The sequence below is a fragment of the Campylobacter concisus genome (assembly GCF_902460895.1).
In the GTDB taxonomy this organism is placed as follows: Bacteria; Campylobacterota; Campylobacteria; order Campylobacterales; family Campylobacteraceae; genus Campylobacter_A; species Campylobacter_A concisus_BC.
Map to the genome: position 1 here is coordinate 318,877 of NZ_CABPVL010000004.1, position 26,553 is coordinate 345,429.

General features: G+C 40.8%; 24 protein-coding genes. 19 read left to right on the plus strand and 5 right to left on the minus strand.

Annotation, left to right across the window (positions count from 1 at the left end):
• The first annotated feature begins 125 nt into the window (after positions 1 to 125).
• From F3G98_RS08200 to F3G98_RS08270, 15 genes are all read left to right on the plus strand, one after another.
• On the plus strand, positions 126 to 815 hold the full coding sequence (locus F3G98_RS08200) for a response regulator transcription factor (protein WP_103610411.1): 690 nt from the start codon (positions 126 to 128) through the stop codon (positions 813 to 815).
• Positions 805 to 2,232, plus strand: coding sequence for an ATP-binding protein (locus F3G98_RS08205; protein ID WP_149726001.1), 1,428 nt, complete (start codon positions 805 to 807; stop codon positions 2,230 to 2,232). The genes F3G98_RS08200 and F3G98_RS08205 overlap by 11 nt, the downstream gene beginning before the upstream one ends.
• Before the next feature lie 95 nt (positions 2,233 to 2,327).
• On the plus strand, positions 2,328 to 4,394 hold the full coding sequence (locus F3G98_RS08210; RefSeq protein ID WP_149726002.1) for a multiheme c-type cytochrome: 2,067 nt from the start codon (positions 2,328 to 2,330) through the stop codon (positions 4,392 to 4,394).
• Positions 4,395 to 4,439: 45 nt separating this feature from the next.
• On the plus strand, positions 4,440 to 5,198 hold the full coding sequence (locus tag F3G98_RS08215) for an FKBP-type peptidyl-prolyl cis-trans isomerase (RefSeq protein ID WP_103638523.1): 759 nt from the start codon (positions 4,440 to 4,442) through the stop codon (positions 5,196 to 5,198).
• 19 nt (positions 5,199 to 5,217) lie between these two features.
• Positions 5,218 to 5,889, plus strand: a complete 672-nt coding sequence (locus F3G98_RS08220) for a 4Fe-4S dicluster domain-containing protein (protein WP_035143353.1) — start codon at positions 5,218 to 5,220, stop codon at positions 5,887 to 5,889.
• Between the two features lies 1 nt (position 5,890).
• Positions 5,891 to 6,820 carry an NrfD/PsrC family molybdoenzyme membrane anchor subunit gene (nrfD, locus tag F3G98_RS08225; protein ID WP_149726003.1) on the plus strand — a complete coding sequence of 310 codons (930 nt, stop codon included), beginning with the start codon at positions 5,891 to 5,893 and terminating at the stop codon, positions 6,818 to 6,820.
• A gap of 16 nt (positions 6,821 to 6,836) precedes the next feature.
• On the plus strand, positions 6,837 to 9,455 hold the full coding sequence (locus F3G98_RS08230) for a cytochrome c biogenesis protein (RefSeq protein ID WP_149726004.1): 2,619 nt from the start codon (positions 6,837 to 6,839) through the stop codon (positions 9,453 to 9,455).
• 8 nt (positions 9,456 to 9,463) lie between these two features.
• Positions 9,464 to 10,285, plus strand: coding sequence for an SEL1-like repeat protein (locus F3G98_RS08235; RefSeq protein WP_103570767.1), 822 nt, complete (start codon positions 9,464 to 9,466; stop codon positions 10,283 to 10,285).
• Positions 10,285 to 10,824: a hypothetical protein gene (locus F3G98_RS08240; protein WP_103570766.1), complete on the plus strand. Its 540-nt coding sequence runs from the start codon at positions 10,285 to 10,287 to the stop codon at positions 10,822 to 10,824. The genes F3G98_RS08235 and F3G98_RS08240 overlap by 1 nt, the downstream gene beginning before the upstream one ends.
• Positions 10,821 to 11,279, plus strand: a complete 459-nt coding sequence (locus F3G98_RS08245; protein ID WP_149726005.1) for a nitrous oxide reductase accessory protein NosL — start codon at positions 10,821 to 10,823, stop codon at positions 11,277 to 11,279. The genes F3G98_RS08240 and F3G98_RS08245 overlap by 4 nt, the downstream gene beginning before the upstream one ends.
• Position 11,280: 1 nt before the next feature.
• Complete coding sequence (locus tag F3G98_RS08250; protein ID WP_021092472.1) at positions 11,281 to 11,466, plus strand: hypothetical protein; 186 nt, start codon at positions 11,281 to 11,283, stop codon at positions 11,464 to 11,466.
• A complete protein-coding gene (locus tag F3G98_RS08255) occupies positions 11,456 to 12,565 on the plus strand; it encodes an ABC transporter permease (protein ID WP_149726006.1) in 1,110 nt (369 codons plus the stop codon). Before F3G98_RS08250 ends, F3G98_RS08255 begins: the two co-directional genes overlap by 11 nt.
• Positions 12,562 to 13,230 carry an ABC transporter ATP-binding protein gene (locus tag F3G98_RS08260; RefSeq protein WP_149726007.1) on the plus strand — a complete coding sequence of 223 codons (669 nt, stop codon included), beginning with the start codon at positions 12,562 to 12,564 and terminating at the stop codon, positions 13,228 to 13,230. Before F3G98_RS08255 ends, F3G98_RS08260 begins: the two co-directional genes overlap by 4 nt.
• The gene (locus F3G98_RS08265) at positions 13,227 to 14,180 is read left to right on the plus strand and encodes a hypothetical protein (RefSeq protein WP_149726008.1); all 954 of its coding nucleotides are present in this window, start codon (positions 13,227 to 13,229) and stop codon (positions 14,178 to 14,180) included. The genes F3G98_RS08260 and F3G98_RS08265 overlap by 4 nt, the downstream gene beginning before the upstream one ends.
• Positions 14,177 to 14,686 carry a hypothetical protein gene (locus F3G98_RS08270; RefSeq protein ID WP_103609373.1) on the plus strand — a complete coding sequence of 170 codons (510 nt, stop codon included), beginning with the start codon at positions 14,177 to 14,179 and terminating at the stop codon, positions 14,684 to 14,686. Before F3G98_RS08265 ends, F3G98_RS08270 begins: the two co-directional genes overlap by 4 nt.
• Positions 14,687 to 14,743: 57 nt before the next feature.
• On the opposite strand, the gene F3G98_RS08275 is transcribed toward F3G98_RS08270, so the two are convergent.
• From F3G98_RS08275 to rsmA, 5 genes are all read right to left on the minus strand, one after another.
• The gene (locus F3G98_RS08275; protein WP_149726009.1) at positions 14,744 to 15,574 is read right to left on the minus strand and encodes a tetratricopeptide repeat protein; all 831 of its coding nucleotides are present in this window, start codon (positions 15,572 to 15,574) and stop codon (positions 14,744 to 14,746) included.
• Positions 15,575 to 15,646: 72 nt separating this feature from the next.
• On the minus strand, positions 15,647 to 16,420 hold the full coding sequence (locus F3G98_RS08280) for a pseudouridine synthase (protein ID WP_009295179.1): 774 nt from the start codon (positions 16,418 to 16,420) through the stop codon (positions 15,647 to 15,649).
• Between the two features lies 1 nt (position 16,421).
• A complete protein-coding gene (locus F3G98_RS08285; protein WP_103609375.1) occupies positions 16,422 to 17,375 on the minus strand; it encodes a KpsF/GutQ family sugar-phosphate isomerase in 954 nt (317 codons plus the stop codon).
• Between the two features lie 9 nt (positions 17,376 to 17,384).
• Complete coding sequence (locus F3G98_RS08290; RefSeq protein ID WP_188116988.1) at positions 17,385 to 19,538, minus strand: ribonuclease J; 2,154 nt, start codon at positions 19,536 to 19,538, stop codon at positions 17,385 to 17,387.
• The gene (gene rsmA / locus F3G98_RS08295) at positions 19,504 to 20,346 is read right to left on the minus strand and encodes a 16S rRNA (adenine(1518)-N(6)/adenine(1519)-N(6))-dimethyltransferase RsmA (protein WP_103557874.1); all 843 of its coding nucleotides are present in this window, start codon (positions 20,344 to 20,346) and stop codon (positions 19,504 to 19,506) included. Before rsmA ends, F3G98_RS08290 begins: the two co-directional genes overlap by 35 nt.
• Positions 20,347 to 20,452: 106 nt before the next feature.
• On the opposite strand from rsmA, the gene F3G98_RS08300 reads away from it, so the two are divergent.
• The 4 genes from F3G98_RS08300 to rlmN are packed head-to-tail and all read left to right on the plus strand — an operon-like array spanning position 20,453 to position 26,311.
• Positions 20,453 to 23,731, plus strand: coding sequence for a DEAD/DEAH box helicase (locus tag F3G98_RS08300; RefSeq protein ID WP_103643039.1), 3,279 nt, complete (start codon positions 20,453 to 20,455; stop codon positions 23,729 to 23,731).
• Between the two features lie 2 nt (positions 23,732 to 23,733).
• On the plus strand, positions 23,734 to 24,489 hold the full coding sequence (gene hisF / locus F3G98_RS08305; protein WP_103608749.1) for an imidazole glycerol phosphate synthase subunit HisF: 756 nt from the start codon (positions 23,734 to 23,736) through the stop codon (positions 24,487 to 24,489).
• On the plus strand, positions 24,489 to 25,169 hold the full coding sequence (locus F3G98_RS08310) for a purine-nucleoside phosphorylase (RefSeq protein ID WP_103608750.1): 681 nt from the start codon (positions 24,489 to 24,491) through the stop codon (positions 25,167 to 25,169). Before hisF ends, F3G98_RS08310 begins: the two co-directional genes overlap by 1 nt.
• Positions 25,166 to 26,311, plus strand: coding sequence for a dual-specificity RNA methyltransferase RlmN (rlmN, locus tag F3G98_RS08315; protein ID WP_103608751.1), 1,146 nt, complete (start codon positions 25,166 to 25,168; stop codon positions 26,309 to 26,311). The genes F3G98_RS08310 and rlmN overlap by 4 nt, the downstream gene beginning before the upstream one ends.
• Positions 26,312 to 26,553 lie beyond the last annotated feature (242 nt).

The following is a 26,553-nucleotide window of genomic DNA, read 5'->3' on the forward strand; positions in this document are numbered from 1 at the left end:
AATTTATCACTTAAGTAGCGAGCCTATTTTTTACTTTAAGATTACGATTATGATGTAAATTTATGAAATAATTTTTATTTTGTGTTATTTAAGTCGGCATTTTGGCTTAAGAGATGAGATGACGTATGCAAGAGTATGATATTTTAGATGTTTTATCAAACAAAAAGGTCCTTTGCTTAGAGGACGAAGAGGCGATTTTGCGAAATATCTGTGCCTCGCTGGAGCTCTTTTTCGCAGAAGTTAAAGGCGTTACAGACGGCTTTGATGCGCTTGAGCTTGCTATGAGCGGGGCGTATGACGCACTAGTGCTTGATATCAGCGTGCCAAATATCGATGGTCTTGAGATCGCTAAAAAAGTAAGAGCTATCAATCAAAAAATCCCTATCGTGATCTTATCAAGCCACGTCGAGCAAGAGTATCTGTGGCGCGCGGTTGAGCTAAAGATCACAAGATATCTTGCAAAACCATACGATAAAAAATCTTTCATCAAAGCGCTTGAAGATGTGGCTTTTGAGCTAGTTGGACGCACACCAACCATCAGGCTAAATGACGAGCTTGAGTATGACTTTGGCAAAAAAGCGCTTTATGTAAATGGTCAAATTTCTCATCTAAGCAAGAGCGAGAGCAAGCTTTTGGAGTACTTTTTAAACAACAAAAACCAAACTATCACTTATGAGCAAATTTTTGACTACATCTGGGACTACGAGCAGCCGACAAAAGAGGCTATAAAGACGATCGTAAAAGAGCTTAGAAGAAAGCTTGGCAAAGATGTGATCAAAAATTTATACGGCGTGGGCTATCTTTGTGAGATATAAATTTCAGCTAATAGTCGGTGCTTTTATCTTTGTCTATCTGTTAGTCTCTGCACTTGTTTTAAATTTTTATAACGATCTTGCGATGAAGGATGCCAAAAAAGAGGCGTATTATGTTTTAGAGGGCATAAATTCTGTAAGAGAGTACATAGCTGGAGTTCAGCGCCCACTAATCGAGCAGTTAAAAGAGCAGGGCATCTTAAAAGAGGACTTTTTTGACGAGAGACTTCTATCATCTTCATATATAAGCCGTGAAATTTACAATATCCAAAAGAAAAAATACAACCTTGAATTTGACTACAAGCTAGTTGCTATCGCACCGCTAAATAAAGCTCACGAGCCAAATGAATTTGAAGCTGGCGTCTTGCATGGCTTTAAAGAGAATAAATTTCAAGAATTTGTAAAGATAATAAAAGATGAAAATGGCTCACAGCTCTTTGTGGGTCTGCCTATAAAAAACCAAAGTCCAAGCTGTCTAGCCTGTCATAGCAGTGCAAATGCCCCGCAGCAAATGCTAGAAAAATACGGCATGGAGGGCATAGAGATCCCAGATGTGAACGAAACGGTCGCGATGATCTCTTTTAAGATCCCAATCCGCGCCATTTTTACCTACCACTTGCAAGAGGTTATCGTCATAATGAGCGCCATAACGCTTATATTTGGGCTATTTTTACTACTTGTTTATAAGATGCATAAGCGTGGCGAAGAGAGCAAAAGGCAGACTGAGCAGTTAATGATACATCAAAGCCGCCTAGCCTCTATGGGCGAGATGATAGGCAATATCTCGCACCAGTGGAAGCAACCACTTGCCCAGATAAGCTCAGCTTTGATAAATTTAGAGCTTTATCAGGAGAGAAAAAAGCTTGATGAGACGAAAATTTATGAGTTTATAGAAGAGACAAGCAAGCAGATAAATTTCATGTCAGAAACCGTTGATGACTTTAAAAATTTCTTTAGTCCAAATACCTTGAGAAAAGAATTTAAGGTGCTTGAAGTGATAAATCAAACGATAAAAATTTTAAACGCAACGCTTAAAAAGTATCAGATCGAAGTGCAGCTTGATGTGAGAGAAAATTTTGAGGTATTTGCAAATTTTAATGAGATAATCCAAATTTTAATAAACATCATAAACAACGCAAAAGACGCATTTAAGCAGAGCTACACAAAGCCAAGAGTGATAAAGATAAGCGCCTTTTTAAAAGATGATCGCAAGAATTTATGCGTGCAAAATAACGCAGGAGCGATAAAAAATTCATTTTTAAAGGTTATTTTTGAGCCACACTTTAGCACAAAAGAGAGCGGTAGCGGGCTTGGGCTATATATGAGCCGTCTTATCGCTCGCAAAAACAACGCCCTAATCTTTGCTAAAAATGTGGATGAAAACCACGTTGCATTTACAATTAGTTTCGAAAATTTATAATTTGTTAATTTTCCCCCTTTTCTGCCCTTTTTTGGTGTTAAGATTATCAGTATGAAATCATTTTGATTTTAGGATAAAAATTCAAAGGAGGAGACGTGAGAAACTTACACAAAGCCTTAGCAGGCTTACTCATGGGTGTTAGTATCTTTGCTTCACAAGCCTGTTGCGAAGAGCATAATATGCAGATGTCCGATAAAGCACGTGATGTTATCGCAAATCCTAAAGGCACACTGCAAAGTAGAGGTGTTGTCTCCTTGCAAGACTACGTCGTAGAAGAGCAAGAGATGTATAACTGGCTATTTAAAAACCACCCTATTTTTACAAAGTATGGTGGCAAAACCGTCGGCAAAATGGTCGTTCATGACCGTGGCTTAGAGTGGCTTGCCGAGGGACATGGCTTTGATATGTCAAAGCTTAGTAAAAGAGATGGTGGTAAGGGCTATAGTTCTATGATGTATAGAATTCCAGCCACTTCATCGCTTCAGTTTCCTAATAAATTTGTAGGTCCAGAAAAGTGCGGTGAGTGTCACCCAGCTCAGTATGAGGTCTGGAGCAGATCTCGCCACGCAACTACTATGCGCTTCCCTGGCGAGCACCCAGAGGTTAATAACAACCTAACTGAGCCAGTATTTGACAAAGATACCGCCTCTATCCTTCCAAAAGGTATCACTCCAGATGTCATATATGCAACCGTTGGTCACTTAAGAACTAAGATGGGCTACGTCGATGCATGGCTACTTCGTGGTACTTACTACGTTGAGGGTGGTTTGCTAAGAGATGGCACAGGTCAGATCGTTGCTGGCGGTAACCAATGGCAAAGAACATGGGCGTTAAATTTAGACGACGCAACTGTTAAAAAGATAAAAGAGCTCGTCCCAGAATTTCCTGGCACGCTTGAAGAGTATGGCGATAATGGCGGATATGTTAGAGGTCTTGCCTCATACGCCGCAAAACATAAAAAGTCGATGTTTTTTCAAGCAAACTCATCATATTGTGAGGTTTGTCACCCAGTTAAATTTGACTTTAAGACAAAAGCAGAATTTTACGCAGCACTTGGTAATGCCAAAGAGCTTCAAAAACACACTATCTCAAAAGGCGTAAGCTGTGAGGAGTGCCACGGAGCTGGCGGTCACCTTGATGGAGCTACAAATTTTAGAACATCAAACTGCGAACGCTGTCACCAAAGATTTAACTTTAGCCCAGATCTAATGCGAGCTAACCCACTTAACAACGGCAAGCTTGATCTCTCACTAAGCTCTAAATTTAAATCAATGGGACCAGGATGCGGCTCAGAAGGCTCACAATCATACTTTACCGCTCACTACGATAAAGGCATGAGATGCGTCACTTGCCACGATCCACACGACAACACAGGTCCAGTTGTGGGCGATAAGAGCGTAACTGGTATGAACTACAACCCAGATCAAGGCTATCTAAGTGCATTCTACACTAAACCAAAGATCAAAAAAGATTGTAAAGATTGTCATGAGACTCAAGCATATATCGCATCAAAAGCAGATACACACAAAAACAACACTTGTGCATCTTGCCACATGCCATTTATGATGAGCTGCGAGAACTTCTACGCTGTTCAGTTCCAAGACAACGCTGGCTTTGATACTCAAAGACGCTCTCACATCTGGAAGATCATGGTCGATCCAAAAGAGAAATCTCTTGTCCCAGGCGCTGCTTCTACAGATAAAAGAGACGGAAAAGATTGGCACTTTGAAAGAGATAAAAATGGCCACAACTATGTTGATTTGATGTGGGCATGCGCTAGAACATCTTGGGCTGATAAAGATATGAAAGATAATAAAGGCTGCCATAGTCCAGTGCTATCTGAGCTAAAACCAACACTTCATTTTAAAAACCAAAAACAAGTTTATGATGAGGTTATGGGATGGCAAACTCCAGTTAAGAATGAATTCTCAGAGGTCAAAATAGGCATCGAGGGAATTTACTCACTACTAGAGACTAAAAAGCTAGATCCAAGTGATAAAGCAAGAGTTTATGAGCTTGTCCAAAACGCTCAAGAGATCATCGATATGGTCGAAAAAGATGGTTCGTGGGGTATGCACGGATTTAAATTTACTAAACAAAGACTAGATGCATCTAAAGAGTATATAAAAGAAGCTCAGAGAATTCTAAACAAAAATTTATAGCATTTAGGGGCTAGTTTCTAGCCCCTTTAATCTTAAGGGTTTGAAATGAAAAATGCGTTTTTAAAATGTTCGCTACTTCTTAGCCTAAGTGTGGCTAGCCTCTTAGCAAATGTCGATACAAACGACTCTTATGCCATAGGCGCAACAAGTGGTGGATATGTTTTAAAAGGACTGCTAGATCAAAAGCAACTAGGTGTTGGCTATGACGCTGATGCAGTGATAAAAGGCTTTAGCGATGCGCTAAAGAGCGAGCTAAAACTAAGTGATGATGAGATAGCAAAGCTACTAAACAAAAGAGCTGAAAGCTTAGATAAGATAGTAAAAGAAAAAGAGGCTGCCAAGCTAAAAGAGAATTTAGCCCAAGGCAAAGCCTATATGGAAAAAAATGCAAAAAATAAAAATGTAAAAACAACAAAATCAAATTTACAATATGAGATCATAAAAAGTAGCTCAAAAGGGGCTACTCCAAAACCTGAGAGCATCATCATAGTAAATTATAAAGCAAGCTTTGCTGGTGGCAAGGTCTTTGACGAGACAAAAGAGGCTCCAGCTCATCTTTCGATGCTAAATTTGATCCCTGGTCTTGAAGAGGGACTTATGCTTATGAAAGAGGGCGAGAAGTTTAAATTTGTCATCCCGCCTGAGCTTGCATACGGCGATAGCGGCATGGAGGGGATACCTGGAGGCGAGACTATCGTTTTTGAGATAGAGCTTATTAAGGTCTTAAAGCCTGGCGAACTAGCTGAGGCGGCAAGAAAAATTCATGAAAAAGAGCAAAATGAGGGCATTAAAAAGCCTCATTAAGGCATAAATGGAGTTAAAAATGCAAAATCAAAATAGCAGAAGAGCCTTCTTTAAACGCATGGCAGTTGTGGCTGCTGGTGCTAGCGTGGCAAGTAGTGGTTTTGCTTTTAAGAGTGAAGAGAGTGCGAAAAAACCACATTTTGGCATGATATTTGACCAAAACAAATGCGTCGGCTGCACGGACTGTGAAGTGGCATGTAGAAAGGTAAATTTAGTCCCAAAAGGGCAGATGAGACTTTTTGTAGAGGATAAGACTGATCCAAAGAATTTGCTCGATAAAAGATATGTAAGAGTATCTTGTCAGCAGTGTGAGGATGCGCCTTGCGTGGCTGTTTGCCCAACAAAAGCCTGTCACAAGGATATAAAAACTGGCATCCAAACTACAAACATAGATGACTGCATCGCCTGCAAATACTGCATCGTAGCCTGTCCTTACGACGTTAGATATATCGATAAGTTTAGTCACTCAGCCCAAAGCTGTAACTTCTGCATAGATACAAATTTAAAGGATAAAAAAGATCCAGCCTGCGTCGAGGCGTGCAGATATGAGGCTTTGGTATTTGGCGATTTAAACGATGAGAGCTCGCACATTAGCCAGCTTTTAGCTGTCAAAGATAGCATAAGGCTAAGAGCAGAACTTGGCACAAAACCAAGCCTTAGATATATTCCTAAAGTAAAAGCGGGGGTGTAAGATGGATGGTGCATTAAATTTCACTGCGACATTTTCGCACGCAGTTGAGTGGGGCTGGCCGATCGCTGTTTATCTTTTGCTAGCTGGTATGAGTGGCGGAGCGCTAATAGCTGCCATAGTTCTAAAGCGCTACAAAAGGCAAGATGGCTTTAGTCCATTTTTTAAGGCTGCTTCGCTTTTAGCCTTTGTTAGCATCATGCTTGGTATGGTTTGCTTGATAGCTGACCTTGAAAAGCCACTTTTGTTTTGGAAAATTTTGATTAATTACAACTTCACATCGGTTATGTCTATCGGTGTAGCCGCGCTTTGCGTATTTATACCGCTTAGCTTTTTGATGTGTCTATACGCTTTTGGTGCGGAGTTAAAGTCATTTTGTGGCTTTTTTGATGGCGTGATGAAAATTTTATCGCCACTTTATCCGCTCTTAAGCGCGCTTTGCCTGCTTTTTGCGGTTATCATTTGCGCATATACAGGCTTTTTGATCTCGGTGCTTATTAGATTTCCACTTTTAAACACTGCTGTTTTACCAGCGCTTTTCATAGCTTCAGGGCTTAGTGCTGGCATAAGTGGTAGCAGCTTGATAGCGGCACTATTTTTCAAAGAAGATCCACACTCAAGCGACCTTAGCTCGCTTCATGGCGTGGAGTTTTACGTCTTATGCGCTGAAATTTTACTCATTTTAATGCTTTTTGTATCGCTTTTGCTTGGCTCAAGCTATCAGCAAGGCGCGGCAGTTGCATTTTATAGTGGCGATTGGGCTAAATTCTTTTGGCTTGGGGTTGTTTTAGTTGGCTTTGTCTTGCCTCTTGTTTTAAATTTCGCACTTGGCAAGATGAAATTTAGCTTCTACCTTGGCTCATTTGCAGCAGTCGTTGGCGTTTTACTGCTTAGGGTTTTTATACTTTATGCAGGACAGACTTATAGCATTTAAGGCTTAAGGGCAGGTGATGAAAATTTTAAACATCTATCGCTTGTCTTTAATATTATTATTTATCCTTGCTTTTGGTGCAGGGGCGGCGACCTTTTTGGAAAATTTTTATGACACACAGACGGCTAGAGTGCTTGTTTATGAAGCGCTCTGGTACGAGTGCGTCATGGCAGCTTGCGTTATTTGTTTAGCCATTAGCATCGTAAAAACCAAGATGTATAAGAAATTTGGCGCATTTTTGATACATCTTGCTTTTATCGTTATATTTATCGGTGCTGCGCTTACAAGATACTTTGGCGAAGAGGGTGTATTGCATCTTAGAGTGGGCGAGAGCGGCAACTATATGCAAAGCACAAAGCCCTATTTGAGAGTGCAAATTTCAAATGAAAGTTTTGAATATCCACTAAAACTTAGCCTGCTTGGCAAAAACGACTTTCGCTTTAAAAAAGATATAAATGGCAAAGAATTTGAGATAAAGATAACTGGCTACAAAAAGGATGAGAAAAACGCTCCAGCCACACTTAGCATAGAGGCTGGCTTTGCTAATGAAAAGAGCAAGAGCGCCAAGCTAAAAGGCGGAGCTGGATACGATCTTGAGCCAAGCATTTTAAGCTTTGATGGGCAAGAGGCGAAATTTTACTTTAGCTCACGAGCGATAAATTTACCATTTACACTAAGGCTTGATAAATTTATCCTAGAGCGCTACGCAGGGCTAAATAGCCCATCATCTTACACGAGCAAAGTAAGCATCGCAGATGTCGAGCATGAAATTTCACTAAATCACCCACTAAGCATCATGGGCTATAAAATTTTTCAATCATCATACGACGCTGACGAGCTTGGAAGCGCCTTTGAGATCAGCTTTGATCCTGGTAAAGTGCCAACTTATATCGGATATTTTCTACTTTGCCTTGGCTTTGTGGGAAATTTATTTAGCAAAAAGAGTCGATTTTTTAGACTTTGCAACTTCATAAAAGGCACGCAGCTTGCATTTTTAGCCCTGCTTTTACTAAATGCCACGCCAAATTTCGCAAGCGATGAAGCCATAAATTTTAAAGCTCATGCAGATAAATTTGCCAAAATTTTAGTTCAAACTGATAGCAGGATCGCCCCAGCTAGCTCTTACACAAGGGCGGTAATAAGTAAAATTTCAACCAAAACGACGCTCTTTGGGCTTAGCAGCGATGAGCTGATGCTCTCTTTTGCCATCTCGCCACAAGAGTGGATGGATAAAAGGATAGTAAAGATCACGAGCGAGCGTGTGGGCGAGCTTCTTGGAGTTAGCGAGAAATTTGCTAGCTTTAATGACGTCTTTAACGAAAATGGCGAGTATAAGCTGGCTAAATTTGTAGAGGCTGCAAATGAAAAATCCGCCTCAAAAAGAGATAAATTTGATAGCGATGTCATTAAATTTGACGAGAGGCTAAATGTCTTATACCTTGCGCTAAAGGGCGAAATTTTAAAATTTATCCCAGCTAAAGATGGTGACGCGATCACGTGGCTAGGCGTAAATGAAGCCTTTAGCAAAGATGAAATTTCAAACGAGTTTAAAAGCGTTTTAGGCGCTTACATAGAAAATTTAAGCCTTTGCGTAAAAAGCGGTGAGTGCGCAGGGGCTGATAAGAGTTTGGAGCAAATTTCAAGCTATCAAAGAAGCACTCTAGGCTCTCTTGCGCCAAGCGAGGCAAAGGCCAGCATTGAAGTGCTTTACAATCAAATGGAGATATTTAAATTTCTTATCTATTTTTACATGATCCTAGCTCTTGCTTCGCTCGCCCTTGGCTTTTATAGGATATTTTTTGGGAGGAAATTTAGATTTGAAAGGGCGCTTAGCCTTGCATTTTTCACTGCCTTTGCGGTGCATGCTCTAAATTTAGCCCTACGCGCTTACATCTCAGGTCACGCACCTTGGAGCGATGCTTATGAGAGTTTAGTCTATATCTCGCTTATAAGCGTGCTAGCTGGAGTGCTATTTTTCAAGCATCAAAGCTTCGCACTAGGCGCTGCTTCGCTTTTTGCAAGTGTTAGCTTGCTAGTAGCTCATCTAAATTTTATAAACCCACAGATAACAAATTTAGTCCCAGTTTTAAAGTCGTTTTGGCTTAGCGTGCATGTAAGCGTCATTACAGCAAGCTACGGCTTTTTAGGCTTTGGCTTTGTGCTTGGGCTTGTGGGACTTATATTAATGGCTCTAAAAAATGACAAAAATAAGCAAAAGCTTAGCGAGCAGATAAGATACCTAGCCGCCACCGACGAGCTAAGCCTTATCATAGGACTTAGCTTGCTAACTATCGGAAATTTCCTTGGCGGCGTCTGGGCGAACGAGAGCTGGGGCAGATACTGGGGCTGGGACAGCAAAGAGAGCTGGTCATACATCACGATCATCGTCTATGCCATAGTGCTTCATCTAAGGTTTATACCAAAGCTAAGGGGTGTTTTTGCCTTTTTAACAGCTAGCGTGCTATCATTTGCTTCGGTGCTTTTTACATATTTTGGAGTAAATTTCTACCTTAGCGGGCTTCACTCATACGCAAATGGAGAGAGCTTTGGCGTTTCTGGGCTAATATATTTGATCTTGGCAGCTCTTGCCTTGCTAATCGCCCTAGCCTACCGCGGCAGAGATATAAAAGTAGTTTAGGAGATGTGATGAAGAGTTTGGTTTTATTGGCTGCTAGTTTGTGCGTTTTAAATGCTGGCTACATCAAAGAGGCCTTAAGTGCAAAAGATGATCATAACAAACTAGCGCAAATTTATGAAGATGCTTGCAACAAAGAGAAAAAGGCATCAGGCTGCTACAACCTAGCTGTGCTTTACAGCAGGGGCGACGGCAATGTCAAAAAAGATGAGGCAAAGGCGGCAATGCTCTATGAAAAGGCTTGCGATCAAAATTTCTCTATGGCTTGTAGCAATCTTGGCTATGTATATGAAAATGGTAAAGGCGTAGAAAAAGACCTAGCAAAAGCAGTTAAATTTTATGAAAAAGCATGCAGTGACAACGAGGGCTGCACGGAGCTTGGCTTGCTCTATGCAAACGGCACTGGCGTGAGAAAAGATCTAAAAAAGGCAAAAGAGCTTTACGAGAAGGCTTGCAAGGCAGGGGACGGCATGGGATGTAGCAATCTTGGCTACCTATACGCTCAGGGCGAGGGCGCCGAGAAAGACTACGCAAAAGCCAAAACATACTACGAGATGGCCTGCGCAAACGAAGCTGGCATAGGGTGTGATAATCTTGGCTTTTTATATGTCTATGGCCAAGGGGTTGATCAAAACCTTACAAAAGCGACAAAACTTTACGAGCAAGCGTGCATATACGCCTATGAAAAGGGCTGCAACAACTACGCTATCATGCTAGCTGAGGGCAAAGGCGTGAAAGAGGACGTAGAAAAAGCACGTGAAATTTTCACTAAAAGCTGCAAAAATGGCTTAAAAGAGGCGTGTGAGAATTTGGAAATTTTAGGAAAGAATTGATGAGTTTTAAAAACTGGGGCAATAAAGAGGCAAGCCTAGAGGCACTTTATCTACTAGACAGCGCCTTTTTAGAGCCAGATGAAGAGTATCTACGGCTCATTTCTAAAAAAGAGGATGAAAATAGCCTAAGATACGTGGTAGATAACGGGCAGGGCGATCTACTCGATGTGATATTTACGCGTGAGGCGGTACTTGTTAGAGGGTTTGATCATGAAAATGAGTTAAATCCGCTTAGCATGTCAGATAAAAGCGTGATAGAGCAAATTTATAGTGGCGAGGCTGCTAAATTTCGCTCTTACTTCTTGCCAGATGAGATAGAGCAGACGACCTTTTTTATCTGGTATGACGGGACGGAGCATCAAAATTTAGTCGGTGGCAATAACGGCGGACGCTGGCTGCTTGGCTATGCATTTGATGAGTTTGATAAATTTAGTGAGTTTGTAAAGGGCTATTACGAGATAGACTTTGATGATGAGATGTTAAAAAAGCTCTATGAAAAGGGCGAGTTAGAAAAAGAGAGATTAAAGGAGATAAGATGAAATTTATAGCTTTGTTGCTTAGTGCGGTTTTTGCCTTGTGGGCTGGAAATTTGACGAGTGAGGCAAACATAAACGCCTATAAAGGGGCAAAAGAGCGCATCGAGCTGCCAAAGGACGCAAGATGTGCGGTGTGTGGCATGCCTATAAAAAACAAGCAGTGGGCGACACTTATCAAGACTGGTGGCAAGGACTATTACTTTGACGGCGTAAAAGATATGGCGCAATTTTACTTTGCTGATGAGGTGGCGAAAGAGGCTTATGTGAGTGATTATTACACGCTTGAAAAGCTTGATGCAAAAGAGGCGTTTTACGTTCATGGCTCAAACGTTTTTGGACCGATGGGCGAGGAGTTTATCCCATTTAAAGACGAAGCAAAGGCAAATAGCTTTATGAAAGATCACGCTGGCAAAGGTGTCATAAAATTTGACGAGATAAAGACATTTACTGGTAAATAAAGTGAAATTTCTAGCATTTTTGGCGTTATTTTTTGGACTCTCTTACACGCTTTTAGCGGCGCACTACCTTAGCTTTGACCGCAAAGCAAAGCAAGATGAGCTAAGAGAAATTTCAAAGATAACAAGGGCAAATTTAGCTTCTAGCTTTAGCCTAAAAGAGCAAAAAGGCTTTGTCTATGATAAGTAGAAATTTCATAAACTACGCTGTGGTCCTGCTCTTTAAAGACAAAAAGGACCACCTTTTTAGCTTTTGTCTATTTGCGCTCATTATCTTCGTGTTAAGCTCTGTGCTTTTCATCTCTGGCTCGATCCAGCATGATCTCATAAGCTTGGTAAAAGATAGATCAAGCATCGTTGTTAGCGCGTTTCGTGCTGGTAAAAACGATCTCATGCACCCTGGCTACATCTACGACATCTCAAAGATCGATGGCGTGGCTGACGTTAGGGGTGTGGTTGATGGGGAGTACTACTTCGTGCAAAAGCGCGTTCGGTTTCATCTATATGAGGATGATGGCCTAAAAGAAGACGAGATGATCGTTGGTGAGGGCGTAAAAGCCGCTATGAACGAGCTTTACTATGAGGGGAGCTTTAACTTCTTAACAGAAGAGCGCATGATACCGGTAAAAATTCTAAAAACCATGCCAAAACAAAGCGGACTTATCACAAATAACGCGATATTTTTGCACCCAAATACCTTGCGAGCTATCTTAAATTTAAAAGACGAAGAATACACAAAGCTCTATGTCGATGTGCCAAATAGCGAAGAGATCAGCCAAGTGGCCTTAAAGATAGAGAATTTATATCCAAACTCATTTGCCATTAGCATAGAAGACGAGGTGGCAAACATTAGGCATCTTTACTACTATAAGGGTGGAATTTTTATGAGCATTTATGTTAGCGTTATGCTCATTTTTTTCGTGCTACTTAAAAACCAAATTTCGCTGGCTTATGGCAACAAAAAGCGTGAGATAGCCATTTTGCGAAGCATCGGCTTTAGTATAAAAGAGATCATCTTTTTAAAATTTATACAAAATTTCATCGTTAGCGTTAGCGCCTTTTTGCTTGGCGTTATGTTAGCTTATCTCTTTGTGTTTGTCTTTAACGCTCCATTTTTAAAGGGGATATTTTTAGGCGATGAGCTTTTAAATTTTACAAATTTCACGCCTATTTTGGAGTTTGATAAGCTCTTTTTGATCTTTGTCTTTGGTGTTATACCATTTTTGGCATTTGTGCTTATCCCATCGTGGCATGTGGCATGTGGCGACATAAATGAGGGGCTAAAATGATAAACATTAGAGGCGTTAGCCTAGTCTATAACCAAGGCAAACAAAACGAGTTTTGCGCTCTAAAAAATATAAATTTAGATGTTAATAACGGCGAGTTAGTCATACTAAAAGGCGTTAGCGGAAGTGGTAAAAGCACCCTACTCTCGCTCATCGCCCTACTTCAAAAGCCAACTAGCGGAGAAATTTTGATAGACGGCACCAACATAGCAAAGCTGCCTGACGCATTTTGCTCCGAGCTTAGACATAAAAGGCTTGGGCTTGTCTTTCAAAATTTTAATCTCATAGAGGGCTTAAGCGTCTATGAAAATTTGTTAGCTCCGTTTGCTCTAACAAATTTCAAGGCAAATGTGTGTGAAGAGATGATAAAAAAGGCTCTTGAGTTTGCAAACATCTCTCACAAAAGAGATGAAAATGTATCAAATTTAAGCGGTGGCGAGCGCCAAAGATGTGCGGTGGCTAGGGCTTTGTCAATGGATGCGGATATAATTTTGGCTGATGAACCAACGGCAAATTTAGATAGAGATAACGCATGTGCGTTTTTAGGCCTACTTGAGTCATTTAAGGCGCTTAAAAAAAGCGTCATAGTTGCCACTCACGATAGCATTTTTGACGAGCTGGGCGCAACTGATAGAGTTGTTAGCCTACAAAATGGAGAGATAGTATGAGTGTATTTTTATCAAACGCCGTTATCGCCTTTTTGTTAGCGGAGTTTGTGCTGTTAGTTTTGATGAGTATTTCGCTATTTTACGTCATTAGGATAGTAAGATCGTGGGACTATAACGCGCTAACATCACTTCAATACTCACTTGAAAAGCAAAACTACCTTGTAAATACGATCTTGCTCTTTAGCGTCTGCACAAAGATCGTTTTGTTTATATTTTTCGCACTTTGTCTAAACGAGCTCTCTGACATCGTGCCAGGGGCTATGTGCTCAGCTGGCGTAATCGGCTCAAATAAATTTGGCGGCATCTTGATGCTCACTAAAATTTTGCTGATATTTGGGCTTGGTATCTGGCTGGTTATAAACAAACTCGACTTACAGGCTCTAAATTTCCCATATCTAAAGAAAAAATACGCAATTTTCATCTGCCTTTTTGTGATGATACTAATAGAGCTTGGCATAGAAATTTCGTTTTTTTATAACATCCCGCTAAAAGTGCCAGTCTTTTGCTGCTCGGTCACTTTTCAGGCTCCAAAGCTGCCGTTTGGTTATACAAATTTTGGCTTAGTAAGCGCCTTTTTCGTGCTATTTTTTGTCATTTTGGCGCTAAATTTCTTAAAGCAAAGCATGGCAAGCTTTGTGGCAAATTTGCTATTTTTAGTGCTTAGCTACTACGCTATCACCTACTTTTTTGGCCTTTACGTTTATGAGCAGCCAAATCACAAGTGCCCATACTGCATGTTAAGAAGCGACTATTTTTACGTTGGCTACCTCATCTGGGGCACTTTGTTTTTGGGTATTTTTTACGGCCTTATGCCATATCTTGTGGAGATCATCACAAAGACAAACTACTCACACAAGCTTAAATTTTCATCGATCTGGCTAAGTGTTTGCGTGCTGATCTGCTCGCTTTACGTGCTTAAATACTATTTGTTAAGAGGATTTTTATTTTGATAAAGCAAATTTTTTCTCTTTGTTTATTGGCTCTAGTCTTAGCCGTGCTAGCCTATAATGCTGACATAAGCGATGATAAAATTTTAGTCCTAAATAACGGCAAATTTGAGCCCATAGAGCAGCTAACGCCAAATAAATTTATATGTTATGAGAGCAGGACGCTCATCGCTGATAACAACGACACAGCTCAGGCGATCATGCCAAATGGCGACATCTACTTTTTTAACGACGTCACAAATTCTTTCATCTGGTATATGGCGCAAAAGAGCAAAGATAAGATCAAGCTGTTTGTCTATTCAAGAGATACAAACCGCTACATCCTAGCGCAAGATGCATGGTACTCGAGGGTCGATATTACGCCGATGGGATACGGCATAGGGGCGTATGAGTTTCACACTTACGGCATAAACGATAACTACTTTAAAGAGGTCTTGCTCTATGCAGCACGCGGCGAAACACTGCTAAATCCATATATAAACATCCTACTTTCAGAAAATAAGATATAAATTTAGAGAAGCTCTAAATTTGTTAGAGCTTACTAGGTTGTTTTTGGTATCAAGGCGCTATTCGTTTAATTTTTTATAAAAATCGCATCCTGATTGAAACCCTAATTTGCAAGCCTTACCAAAATATTCTTTTGCTATGTGATAGTCTTGTTTTGCGCCTTTGCCTTTTAGATAAAAAGCTCCTAAATTAAAACAACCGCGATTGTATCCACCATTGCAAGCTTTTTTATACAATTCTACTGATTTACTGTAGTCTTGTTTTACACCTTGACCGTTTTCATATAAAATTCCTAAACTAGAACAGCTATCACTAACTCCATCATCACAAGCTTGTTTGTATAGATCGGCTGCTTTATAATAGTCTTGTTTTACACCTTGACCAATATTGTATAAAATCCCTAAATTGTAACAGCTAGTGCTATATTTGTCACTGCAAGCTTTTTGCCATAATTGAGCTGCTTTATAATAGTCTTTCTCTACGCCATGACCGTTTATATATAAAACTCCCAAATTATGGTAGGCTTGGGCAACATTGCCATCACAAGCTTTTTTGTATAGTTTGACAGCTTTGGTATAGTCTTGCTCTACTCCTTGTCCTCTTTCATAAAAACCACCTAGATTATAGCAACCAATAGCATCTTTACTATCACAAGCGTGTTTATACAAGGCGGCTGCTTTATTATAGTCCTGTGCCACACTTTGACCGTTTTCATATAAAGTTCCTAAATTAGTGCAACTATCAATATCCCCACCATTACAACCTCTTTGCCATTGCTTGGCAGCTTTATCAAACTCGCCTTTATTATAAGCTTCAACCCCAAGCTCAAAAAGATCTTCGCAAAAGCCAGTGGTTAGTAATATCACAGATAAAAGAACAGCCTTTTTCATTTTTTCTCCATTTTACAAATTCGTAGTTATTGTGGTCTGGCCTGCCTCTTTGTTAGAGAAGCAAACCTAATGTTAGTATCTAACGTTATTAACTTTTAAAAAGTCTCTTAGGTCTTCGTATTCGCTATTTTCGAAGTAGCGCCATTTGCCAGGCTTTAGCATATCAAGGCTAACGCGTCCAAAACTAACACGTTTTAGATCCATCACTTCAAGGTCAAAGTAGCCAAAGAAGCGGCGTAGCTCTCTGTTTTGACCCTCATTGATGATGACCTTTAGTTTTGTGTAGCCACCGCTTGAGCCAAATACTTTGTAAGCTAGAAATGGCTTAAATTCCATTGATTTTATAGTGGTTTTTGCGTGCGCGCCTTTGGTGGCATCCTTGGCGAAAAAGCCATTTGTCATCGCCTCTATCACCTCTTTTGTCACTTCGCCTTTTACCTTTAGGTAGTATTCGCGCTCTAGATCGCTATTCATTAGCGCTGTGGCGATCGCTGGAGCGTCAGTTAGTAAAAGTAGCCCCTCGCTTGCGTAGTCTAAGCGTCCCACGCTAACAAATTTTGCAAATTTCTTATCTAACGTGTCATATATCGTCTTTCGTCCGCGGTCATCTTTTTTGCTAACTAGCTCGCCCTTTTGTTTGTGATAAACGATAACGGTAAATTCCTTTTTTAGCTTTATTAAACGGCCATTTATGCGCACTTTGTCATCTTCATCCACGCTTGTGGCAAGGTCGCTAACCACACGCCCTGCTATGCTAACCTTGCCAGCTTTTATCAGCTCATCTGCCTCACGGCGTGAGTAGTTTGTGTTGTGTGAGATAAATTTATTTAGTCTTGTTTTTTCCATTTTATAGTCCTAAATTTGCAAGGTCATGGATGTGTAAAACGCCCACAGGCACACCATTTTCTACGACAGCTAGAAGCTGAATTTTATACTTTTCTATTAAAGCTAACGCATCTACGGCTAACATCTCTTTGTCATTTATCTCTTTTGGATGCATGGTTGCAAATTTCATCGCTGGTTCTTCTAGGTCAAAGTCCTCTCTCATAAGCGCGCGCCTAAGATCGCCGTCACTTAAAAGAGCGTCTAGCACACCATCTTTATCGACGATGAGAACCGTGCCAAGCTTGCCATGTGTCATCGTATCGATCGCACTTTTTAGGCTTGCATTCCAGCGGACTATCGGCAAATTTTCGCTTCTCATCACGTCTTTAACCTTCAAAAATAGCCTCTTACCAAGGCTGCCACCTGGATGAAAATTTGCAAAGTCCTCTTTTTTAAATCCTCGCTTTTGCATCAAACAAACAGCTAACGCATCGCCAAGAGCTAACGTTAGCGTGGTTGATGCTGTTGGGGCGGCATTTAGTGGGCACGCCTCTTTCTCTACATTTATATCTATAAAAGCGTCGCTAAATTTACCAAGCGAGCTTGTCTTGATTCTTGCCATGGCGACTATTTTTACGCCAAAGCGCTTTACATGAGGCAAAATTTTGATAAGCTCATCGCTCTCACCACTAAAACTAATGGCTAACAAAACATCGTCTTTTTCTATCATGCCAAGGTCGCCGTGCATGGCCTCTGTTGGATGTAAGAAAAAGCTTGGCGTGCCAGTGCTTGCAAGCGTAGCAGCGATCTTTGCGCCCACATGACCGCTCTTACCTACACCTGTGACTATGACCTTGCCCTTTGCGTTATATATCAAATTTACAGCGTCTTCTATGGCTAAATTTTTCGCATGCCTTAAAAGTTCGTTTGCTTCTATCTCTAAAACTCTAGCTGCGATTTGGTTCATTGTCTGCATAAATTTCCCTTACATTAGATAGATGATCGGCACGATAGTTGGGTACTTTTTGACCTTTCTAAAGATGTGCTTTCTGATCACTTGACGCACTTGTGACTCAAGTAGTCTGCTATCTTTCAAAAGCTCCTCTTTGACGTTACTTAGATACTGCTCTAGCACGCCCTCCATCTCTTTTCTAAACTCGGCGTCTTGTTTGTCGCCCACAAGGCCGTAGCTGATGACGCGAGGCTTGTTGATGAGTTTTGCGCCGTGACGTGAAATTTGAGCGATTATCATGACGACGCCTGCTTCAGCGAGGTTTTGTCTGTCGATGACGACGTCGTCTGCGATTTGTTTATTTATTTGATTGTCTATGAAGACTTTGCCAGTTTTTACAGTTTTTACACGTTTTAGGTATTTTTGACAAACCTCCATTTGATCGCCGTCACTCATTAGATAGATATTTCTCTCATCCACACCACAGCTAATGGCCGTCTCTTTGTGCTTTGCGATGTGGTTGTACTCTCCATGCACCGGCAAGAAAAATTTTGGCTTTATGAGGCGAAGCATCAGCTTTTGCTCTTCTTGTGCTGCGTGGCCGCTGACGTGGATCTCGCTAAAGTCTTGGTAAGCGACGCTCGCACCTGATTTTAGTAAGAAATTTAGCACCGTTGAGACGCTGTTTTCGTTGCCTGGGATAGCTTTTGAGCTGATGATTATCTGATCGCTTGGCTTTATCTTTATATATTTGTGCTCATCTGTAGCCATGCGGTAAAGCGCGCTCATGGTCTCGCCCTGGCTGCCAGTAGTGACGATAAGTACCTCATCATCTTTAAATTTACCAACCTCGTTTGCATCGATAAAAATTTTCTTATCAAGCTTGATGTAGCCAAGCTCCATCGCAGTGTATAAATTTCTCTCCATTGATCTGCCGATGACACAGACTTTGCGGTTGTATTTTAAGCCCCACTCGATCGCTTGATAGACGCGGTGGATGTTTGAGCTAAATGTGCTCATTATGACGCGGCCTTTTGCTTTTGAAAATATCGCGTCAAAGGTCTTGCCAACGCTGCTTTCACTCTTTGTAAAGCCCTCTTTGTAGCTGTTTGTGCTATCGCTTAATAGACAGAGCACGCCACGCTCACCATAATACGCTAGTCTGCCAAGGTCTGTTGGGTAGCCATCTATCGGCGTGTGGTCGATCTTAAAGTCGCCTGTATGGATGATCGTGCCAGCCTTTGTCGTGATCGCAAGTGCCGAAGCGTCGATGATAGAGTGGGTTATATGTATCCACTCGACCTCAAAGTCACCTATGAGATATGGCTTTCTTTTTTCGACCGATCTAAAGAGTGAGCGCTCTTGTTTTAGTCCGTGCTCTTCAAATTTATTATTTATCATGCCTAGTGGTAAAGGTGTGGCGTAGATAGGAAATTTAAACTCTTTGTAAAAGTAAGGCACTGCGCCGATGTGATCCTCGTGTGCGTGAGTGATGATGACGCCTTTTATCTTATCTTTTATCTTGCGAACGTAGTCGAAGTCTGGGATGAGGATATCCACGCCGTGCATGCTCTCGCTTGGAAAGCTCATGCCGATATCAACGATTATAGCGCTAGTTTCAGTTTCAAAGACCGTCATATTGCCGCCGATCTCTCCAAGACCGCCAAGTGGAGTTATGCGAATTTTATGTTCGCTTGAGTTTAGGTATTTTAGTGGCTCAAGTCTTAGCTCGTGAGTGGCTTTGTTTGCCTCCATCGCGCTTGCGATATCTTGTTGCCACTGCTCGTTGCCATTTAGCTTTGCGGGTAAATTTTTTTTTGGTTTTTTAGTCTTTTTTGGCTTCTCTTTTTGCTCTTTTGCCTCGTTTTTGGCTTCAGCTTTTGGCTCTTGTTTTGGCTTTTCTTTTTGCTGTTTTTGCTCTTTTGGCTTATTGTTTTCGCCAGTTTTGTTTTGATTTTTGTTATTTCTTTGCTTTTTTGGACGAGGATTTTGACTTTTTGGCTCAGCGTGCGTTTTGGCTTCAGCCTGCTCTGCTGCAAAGAAGTTATCTATCACGCTTTTGCTTGCTAGTGAGGTTTGCTCGGTAGTTTCGCCATCTTGTTTTGGCTTATTTTTTGGTCTAAATCTTCGTCTTTTGTTGTTTTTACTTTGGTTAGTTACAACTTTCTCTTCGTTTTTGTCGTTCATTATCTTCCTTTAATCTTTCAAATACTTTTAGATAAGAATCGACATCTAGCTCGTGTGGACGTAAATTTTGAGCTAAGCCTAGGTCTTCAAAAATTTCTTCTAACGCCTTTTTGTCAAAATTTGTGGATAAATTTTTCAAAAGCGTCTTTCTTGGCGAAGCAAACGCAGCTCTTAAAAATGCTTTAAAAGCCTCGTATTGTTTTGCATCTTTGAATATCCCGTCTTTGCCAAAAATCTTTTTTGTTTTTTGTAGTTTGATGACTGAAGATGTGACCTTCGGAGGTGGATTAAAAAGCTTTGCATCCACGTCAAACAAAAGCTCACACCTGCCTTGCAGTGAAGCGAGGATCGATAAAGCGCTAAATTCTTTATCCCTGCTCTTTGCACTAAATTTAAGAGCAACCTCTTTTTGTATCATCACAATAAGCCCAAGGCATTTTTCGTCATCTATCGCATTTAGTATCATCTTCGTAGCAACGTAATAGGGCAAATTTGCGACCAAAAAGTAGTTCTCGCTACTTAGTCCGCCCTCTTCTTGCCACTGCTCTAAAGCATCTTTACAAAAAAGTTTTAATTGTCCATTTTGGATCTCATTTGCAAATTTGACCTTTAAAATTTGAAATAGCTCACAATCTATCTCAAAAGAGGTCGTCTTGTAAATTTGCAAAAGTCTAAATGTCAAATCACCTAAGCCAGGCCCAATCTCAACGACGTTTGCTACGTCCTTGGGTATCGCTTGGATGATCTTATCTAGTGTCGCTTTGTCTTGTAAAAAATTCTGTCCAAAGTGCTTTTTTGCCTTTATCATAGCCGCGATATTAGCCAAAAATTACTTATACTATGATTACAAGTTTAGTTTAATCATATATAAAATGGACTATAATCACTAAATAACAACAAAATAAGGCGCAAATTTGAGTAGGGCAAATACCTTAAAATACTTTTTATTATCACAATATTTAGAGCCAAAAACCTTAGACGAGCCAAAAAAGACAAATAGCAAATTTAAAAAATCAATGGACCTTGAGATCGCAAGTTTCGATGAGAAATTTATGCAAATTTTAAGAGCATTTGATAGGTCACTTTTAAAAAATGGTGTAGAAATTTCGATTTACGGCGGCATTTTTGAGACTGACTTACTCGCCCTTGCGATATCAAAGCTAGCAAAGGTAAAATTTGAAAAAGAGCAAATTTTAGAGGAGCTACGCTCTGAGCAAACTAGCTTTGAAAAGGCATTTTGTTATAAGCTTAAGCTCTCTGGCGATCTAGTATTTTGCAAAAATGAGCAAAGTTTTGCTTTAAAAGATGCAAATTTAGATGATGAGCTAAGCCCATTTTTCACGCCAAACTCATCAAATGAGCTCTTTATCCCAACGGCTCCTTGGGCGATGGTGCGTCTAAACCACCTAAAAGAGATCAGCCAAAACGACTTTAACAAAGAGTGCGAGCACATCAAGGATAAAATTTCTATCCACAAAGAGAAAATGAGGCTTAGCGACTATGTAAAAGCGATGCACGAGGAGCTAAAAAGCTCGCTAAAGACGCCATTTTGTAAAGATGTGATCAGGCTTGAAGTAAGGATCGCTGATCCAAATTTTAAAGATATGGACGGCCTTTTAAATAGCTTTTTTATAGATGATATAAATTTGCTTATCAAATTTTACGAGTCAGGCAGGACGCACGAGCTAACGGATCAGTTTTTAGACGAGGGCAGTGAGAATAAATTTGAGAGGCTTGATGTTAGAGACGAGCTAAATCAAAGGGTGGTAAGGGACTTTTTTAAGGCTGAGCACTACCCTAGATCGGCCTTTGCAAGTGACTTTGCCTTAAATTTCTCACAGCAAATGGCTCTAAACAATATAATAGAGAAATTTAAAGACGGAAATGGTGGAATTTATAGTGTAAATGGCGCTCCAGGCACTGGGAAAACGACGCTTTTAAAGGACGTGATGGCTGAGGTTGTCACGCTTAGGGCGATGAAGCTCGCGCAAATGAGCAGACACGATATCTTTAAGCCAGTCTATGACAGCGACGAAAAGGCGCTTTATTTTAGGCTAAATGACGAGCTTCAAGGCTACGAGATGGTCGTTAGCTCTTGTAACAACGGCGCGGTTGAGATTTTGAGCAAGGAGCTAAGCCAGTTAAAGAGCATAGGGGATTATGCGGGCGAGATTGATTATTTTAAATTTATAGCCACAAGGCTGCTCTCGGCTGATGAAAAGAGTGAATTTGGCGAGAAGTCCTTTATCTCAAAGCCAGCTTGGGGGCTATTTTGCGTGGCGCTTGGATCAAAGCAAAACAAGTCAAATTTTGTTTTTAACGCAATTAACGGCGTAAAGATCGAGGCTACTCACAGCCAGTTTGACAAGATCGCAAGCGAATACGGCGAGTTTTTGGAGCAAGATGGCTTTTTGATGGGGCTTGGCAAGTACCTTGTAGTGGGCGAGGGCGTAGATGACTTTGACGTGGCAAAGGAGAAATTTAACCTTGCACTTCATGAGGTAAATTTGCTTTTTAGTGAGATCAGGATCAAAGAAGAGGAGCTAAAGAGCCTAAAAAGTGAGCTAGCTGATGTCGATAGGAGGCTTGAGAGCTACTACTCGGCCAAGCAGATAGAGGAGCTTTTAGAGCCTTTAGAGGACGAGCATGATGAAATTTTGGCTAAGCTGGGGGATAAAAAGGCGGAGGCAGAGGAGCTAACAAGACTTGTTAGTCAAAATGAAGCTTTGCAGGAGTATTTAAGCACGCCAGAAAAGCCGCCATTTTTTCTCTTTCAGCAGATTTTTAAGACAGAGGCCTTTGAAAAGTATAATGACGAAGCGTTAAAGGTTGGCGAGATAAACCGCCAGATAGCCGAGCAAAATTTAAAAGCTAGCAAGCAAAATGGCGAGAGCAAAGAGAAAAACGAAGCAAGGCTAAATGAGCTAAAAAGCGAGATAGCAGTGCTTGAGAGCAGGGCAGCAGAGCTTGGCACTAAGATAAATCTCTACAAAAGGCTAAAAAGCGACTTTGCTAGACGTCAAAAGATACTTGGCAGGAGCGAGGAGCTAGATATCTTTCTAAACGGCAGCTTCAGCGAGAGTAATGACGAAATGCAAAAGAGTATGCCATTTATGATGGAGTTTGGCATAGACCAGAAATTTCACAAGACAAAGCTTTTTAAGGCTAGGATAGAGCTTTTCAAAGAGGCGCTAAATTTGCACAAAGCTGCCATTTTTGCTTGTAAAGAGGCTGTTAGGACAAATTTACGTGCCCTTAGCGTTATCTTTAACGATGAAAAGATGGCTGAGAAAAATGGCTTAGAGGCAAAGCATAGACGCGAGATCATCAAGGGGCTCTTCTTGCTAACGCCTGTTGTTAGCTCAACTTTTGCCTCGTTTAATAACACCTTTAAAGAGCTTTTAAATGGCGATATAGGCATGCTTTTGATAGACGAAGCAGGGCAGGCAAATTTAACTAACGCGTTAGGCGCCTTGCTTCGCTCAAAGATGGCTGTGGTAGTTGGCGACCCGCTTCAGCTTGAGCCAGTCGTAACGCTACCTGTCAGTTTAAATAACGCGATACTTAGCTACTGCGAGGTAAAAGAGGAGTTTAACTTGCTTAAATCCTCTGTGCAACTAAGAGCCGACAAGGTGCAGAATATCGGCACATATATAAAAGGTAGCGGCGAGAGTATCTGGGTCGGCTCACCACTGATCGTGCATAGAAGGTGCGCTAACCCTATGTTTGAGATATCAAACGAGACTACATACGATGATATGATGATACTTGGCAGAAGTGCAGCTAGTAAATTTGTAAACACTAACGTGCAAACAAAGTGGATAGATGTTAGAAGCGAGGAGTGGATAGGAAACTACAACAAAGCCGAGGGCGAGGTGGTTAAAGAGCTCTTGGCAGGCGAGCTAGCTGATGAGAAAAATAACATCAGGATAATAACGCCATTTAAAGATGTTTGTAGAAATTTAAAAGGTACTGGCACTATCCACACGATGCAGGGCAAAGAGGCTGATGTTATCGTATTTGTGTTAGGTGGAGCTACAAAGGGCGCTAGAGCGTGGGCTGCTAGCAAACCAAATCTGCTAAATGTGGCGCTAACAAGGGCAAAAGAGGTTATTTATATAGTTGGAAACCGAGAAAATTGGGCTAGTTTGCCTTACTTTGAGGTGGCAGCTAGAAAGATAGACAAAGGATAAATTTGAATCATTTTGCAAAACGCATAATCCCATGCCTCGACGTAAAAGACGGCAGGGTTGTAAAAGGTGTAAATTTTGTTGGACTTGTCGATGCTGGAGACCCAGTCGAGATAGCTAAAAGATACAACGACGAGGGCGCTGATGAGCTTTGTTTTTTGGATATCACAGCCTCTCACCTTGGTCGTGATACGATAGTTGATGTAGTAAAAAAGGTCGCAAGCAAGCTTTTTATACCGCTAACCGTTGGCGGTGGCATACGCACGATAGATGATATCTCGCGCCTTTTAAATGCGGGCTGCGACAAGGTGAGCCTAAACTCATCGGTGATAAAAGATCCAAATTTGATCGACGAAGCGGCTAAGAAATTTGGCTCGCAATGTGTCGTTGTGGCGATCGATGCCAAAAAGATCGAAAATGGTTATAGCGTTTTTATAAATGGCGGCAGGATCGATACCAAAAAAGATGCCTTTGCTTGGGCAAAAGAGGTCGAGTCGCGTGGAGCAGGGGAGATATTGCTAACGTCTATGGACAACGACGGCGTCAAGCAGGGCTTTAGTCTGGAGCTAACAAAGATATTTAGTGCGCTCTCTATACCGACTATCGCAAGCGGTGGCGCTGGCAAGATGGAGCATTTTAAAGAGGCTTTTGAAGCTGGGGCTGATGCGTGCCTTGCTGCTTCGATATTTCACTTTGGCGAGATCGAGATAAAAAAGCTAAAAGAGTATCTCAAAGCAAATGGCGTTGAGGTTAGGCTTTGATGTTAGTTATCTCGGCTGGAAAAAATGAAATTTTTGACTTTGCCTTGCCTATGGGGGTGGGGCTAGTCGATATGGCGATAAATTTGACAAAGTTTTTGCAAAAAAGATCGTGCATGGGAGCAGATGAAAAGAGTATAAATTTAAAGAATATTGACCCACATTATCTTGCAAAGATCGAGGCTAAATTTGCAAACTCATCAAACCCAGAGCTGCAAAATTTATGCCAAAATTTATCAAAAAATCCTGAGCCAAATTTATATCAGATGCCAGAAAAGATAGTTTTTGTTGGTTCGGCAGGTCTATATAAAGATGGTGAAATTTTGCAAATTTATGAAAGCTCGGTTGGGGCAAATATTGAAATTTCTAGCATAGAAAATAGATCTTACTCGCCCATCGAGTGTGAAATTTCTTCTATTGTTTCACGTGGAACTATCAAAACAAATTCGTCAAATTTCATAACGAAAGACAAAATTTTGGCTCATAAGATGTTTGAAAAGGGATATTTTTTAGAAAATATGGAGTTTTTTTCTGTTCTAAAAGTGGCTCAAATTTTTAAAATTCCAGCTTACGGAATTTTTATAGCGACAAATTTTTGTGATGAAAATGCGCATGCTGATTTTATAAAAAATCACTCTGCGGCCAAAGAGCTACTAACAAAATATGTAAAGGAAAATATGTGAAAAATTTGCTTGATCTTAGCATCGAAGAGTTAAAAGAGTTGGTCTCTCCCTCTTTTAGAGCGACGCAAATTTATGAGTGGGTATACAAAAAAAATGCGACAGAATTTAGTCAAATGCTAAATTTACCAAAGGATATGCGTCAGGATTTGGCTGAGAAATTTTATCTTGATCCTCTAAAATGTGTGAAATTTGAGCAAAGTAGCGACGGCTCGATCAAGTATCTTTTTGAGCTAAAAGATGGTCTAAAGATAGAGAGCGTTTTGCTACCGATGAAAGAGGAGATTAGCGACGAAGACGGTAAGATTAGTCGCCATGCTCGTTACACTGTTTGTGTTAGTTCGCAGGTTGGCTGCAAAATGGGCTGTGCTTTTTGCCTGACAGCAAAGGGCGGGCTTGTTAGAAATTTGACTGCTGGCGAGATCGTAGGGCAAATTTTATGGATAAAAAGAGAGAATAACATACCATACGAGAGGCGCATAAATGTCGTTTATATGGGTATGGGCGAACCGCTTGATAACCTTGCTAACGTTAGTAAAGCGATCAAAATTTTAGCTCTAAATGAGGGTCTAGCCATATCGCCACGACGTCAAACCGTTTCAACTAGCGGCCTTGGTAGTCAGATAAAAAAGCTTGGCGAGATGGACCTTGGTGTCTTGCTGGCCATATCGCTACATGCTGTTACTAACGAGCTTAGAAGCCGCTTGATGCCGATAAATAAGGCGTATAATATCGAGGCTGTTATGGATGCTGTTAGGGGATTTCCTATCGATATGCGAAAGCGTGTGATGTTTGAATACCTTGTTATCAAAGACCTAAATGACAGCGTTAGTGACGCAAAAAAGCTGGTAAAACTGCTACATGGTATCAAGGCAAAGGTAAATTTGATCTACTTTAACCCGCATGAAGGTAGTGAATTTGGACGGCCTGAGCTTGCTAGCATGCTAAAATTTCAAGAATATCTAAGGGATCATGGCGTCACTTGTACGATCAGACAGAGCAAAGGGCTTGATATAAGTGCTGCTTGCGGACAGTTAAAACAGCGAAATGAAAACCCAAAATTTAGAGCTAACGTTAGCGATAAGAGTACAGCTAAAGCAGAAGAAAAACCAACTAACGATAAAACTAACGTGAGTAAAAAATGACAGCTCTTGATATCGCTGAGATAGTTTTTATAGTATTGGTTACTTGCGCTGGACTTGGTTTGATTATGAAAGTCTTAAAAGAGGAAAGATAAATTTCAAAATTAAATTTGAAAAATTTGGCGTGAAATTTTGTGGATGAAAAACAAAAACACAAAGTTGATTGCCAAAATTTAATTCACAATGTGGCGACACTAAAAATCTAATTCTATCTTTTAATAGAAATTCTATTTCAAATTTAAAAG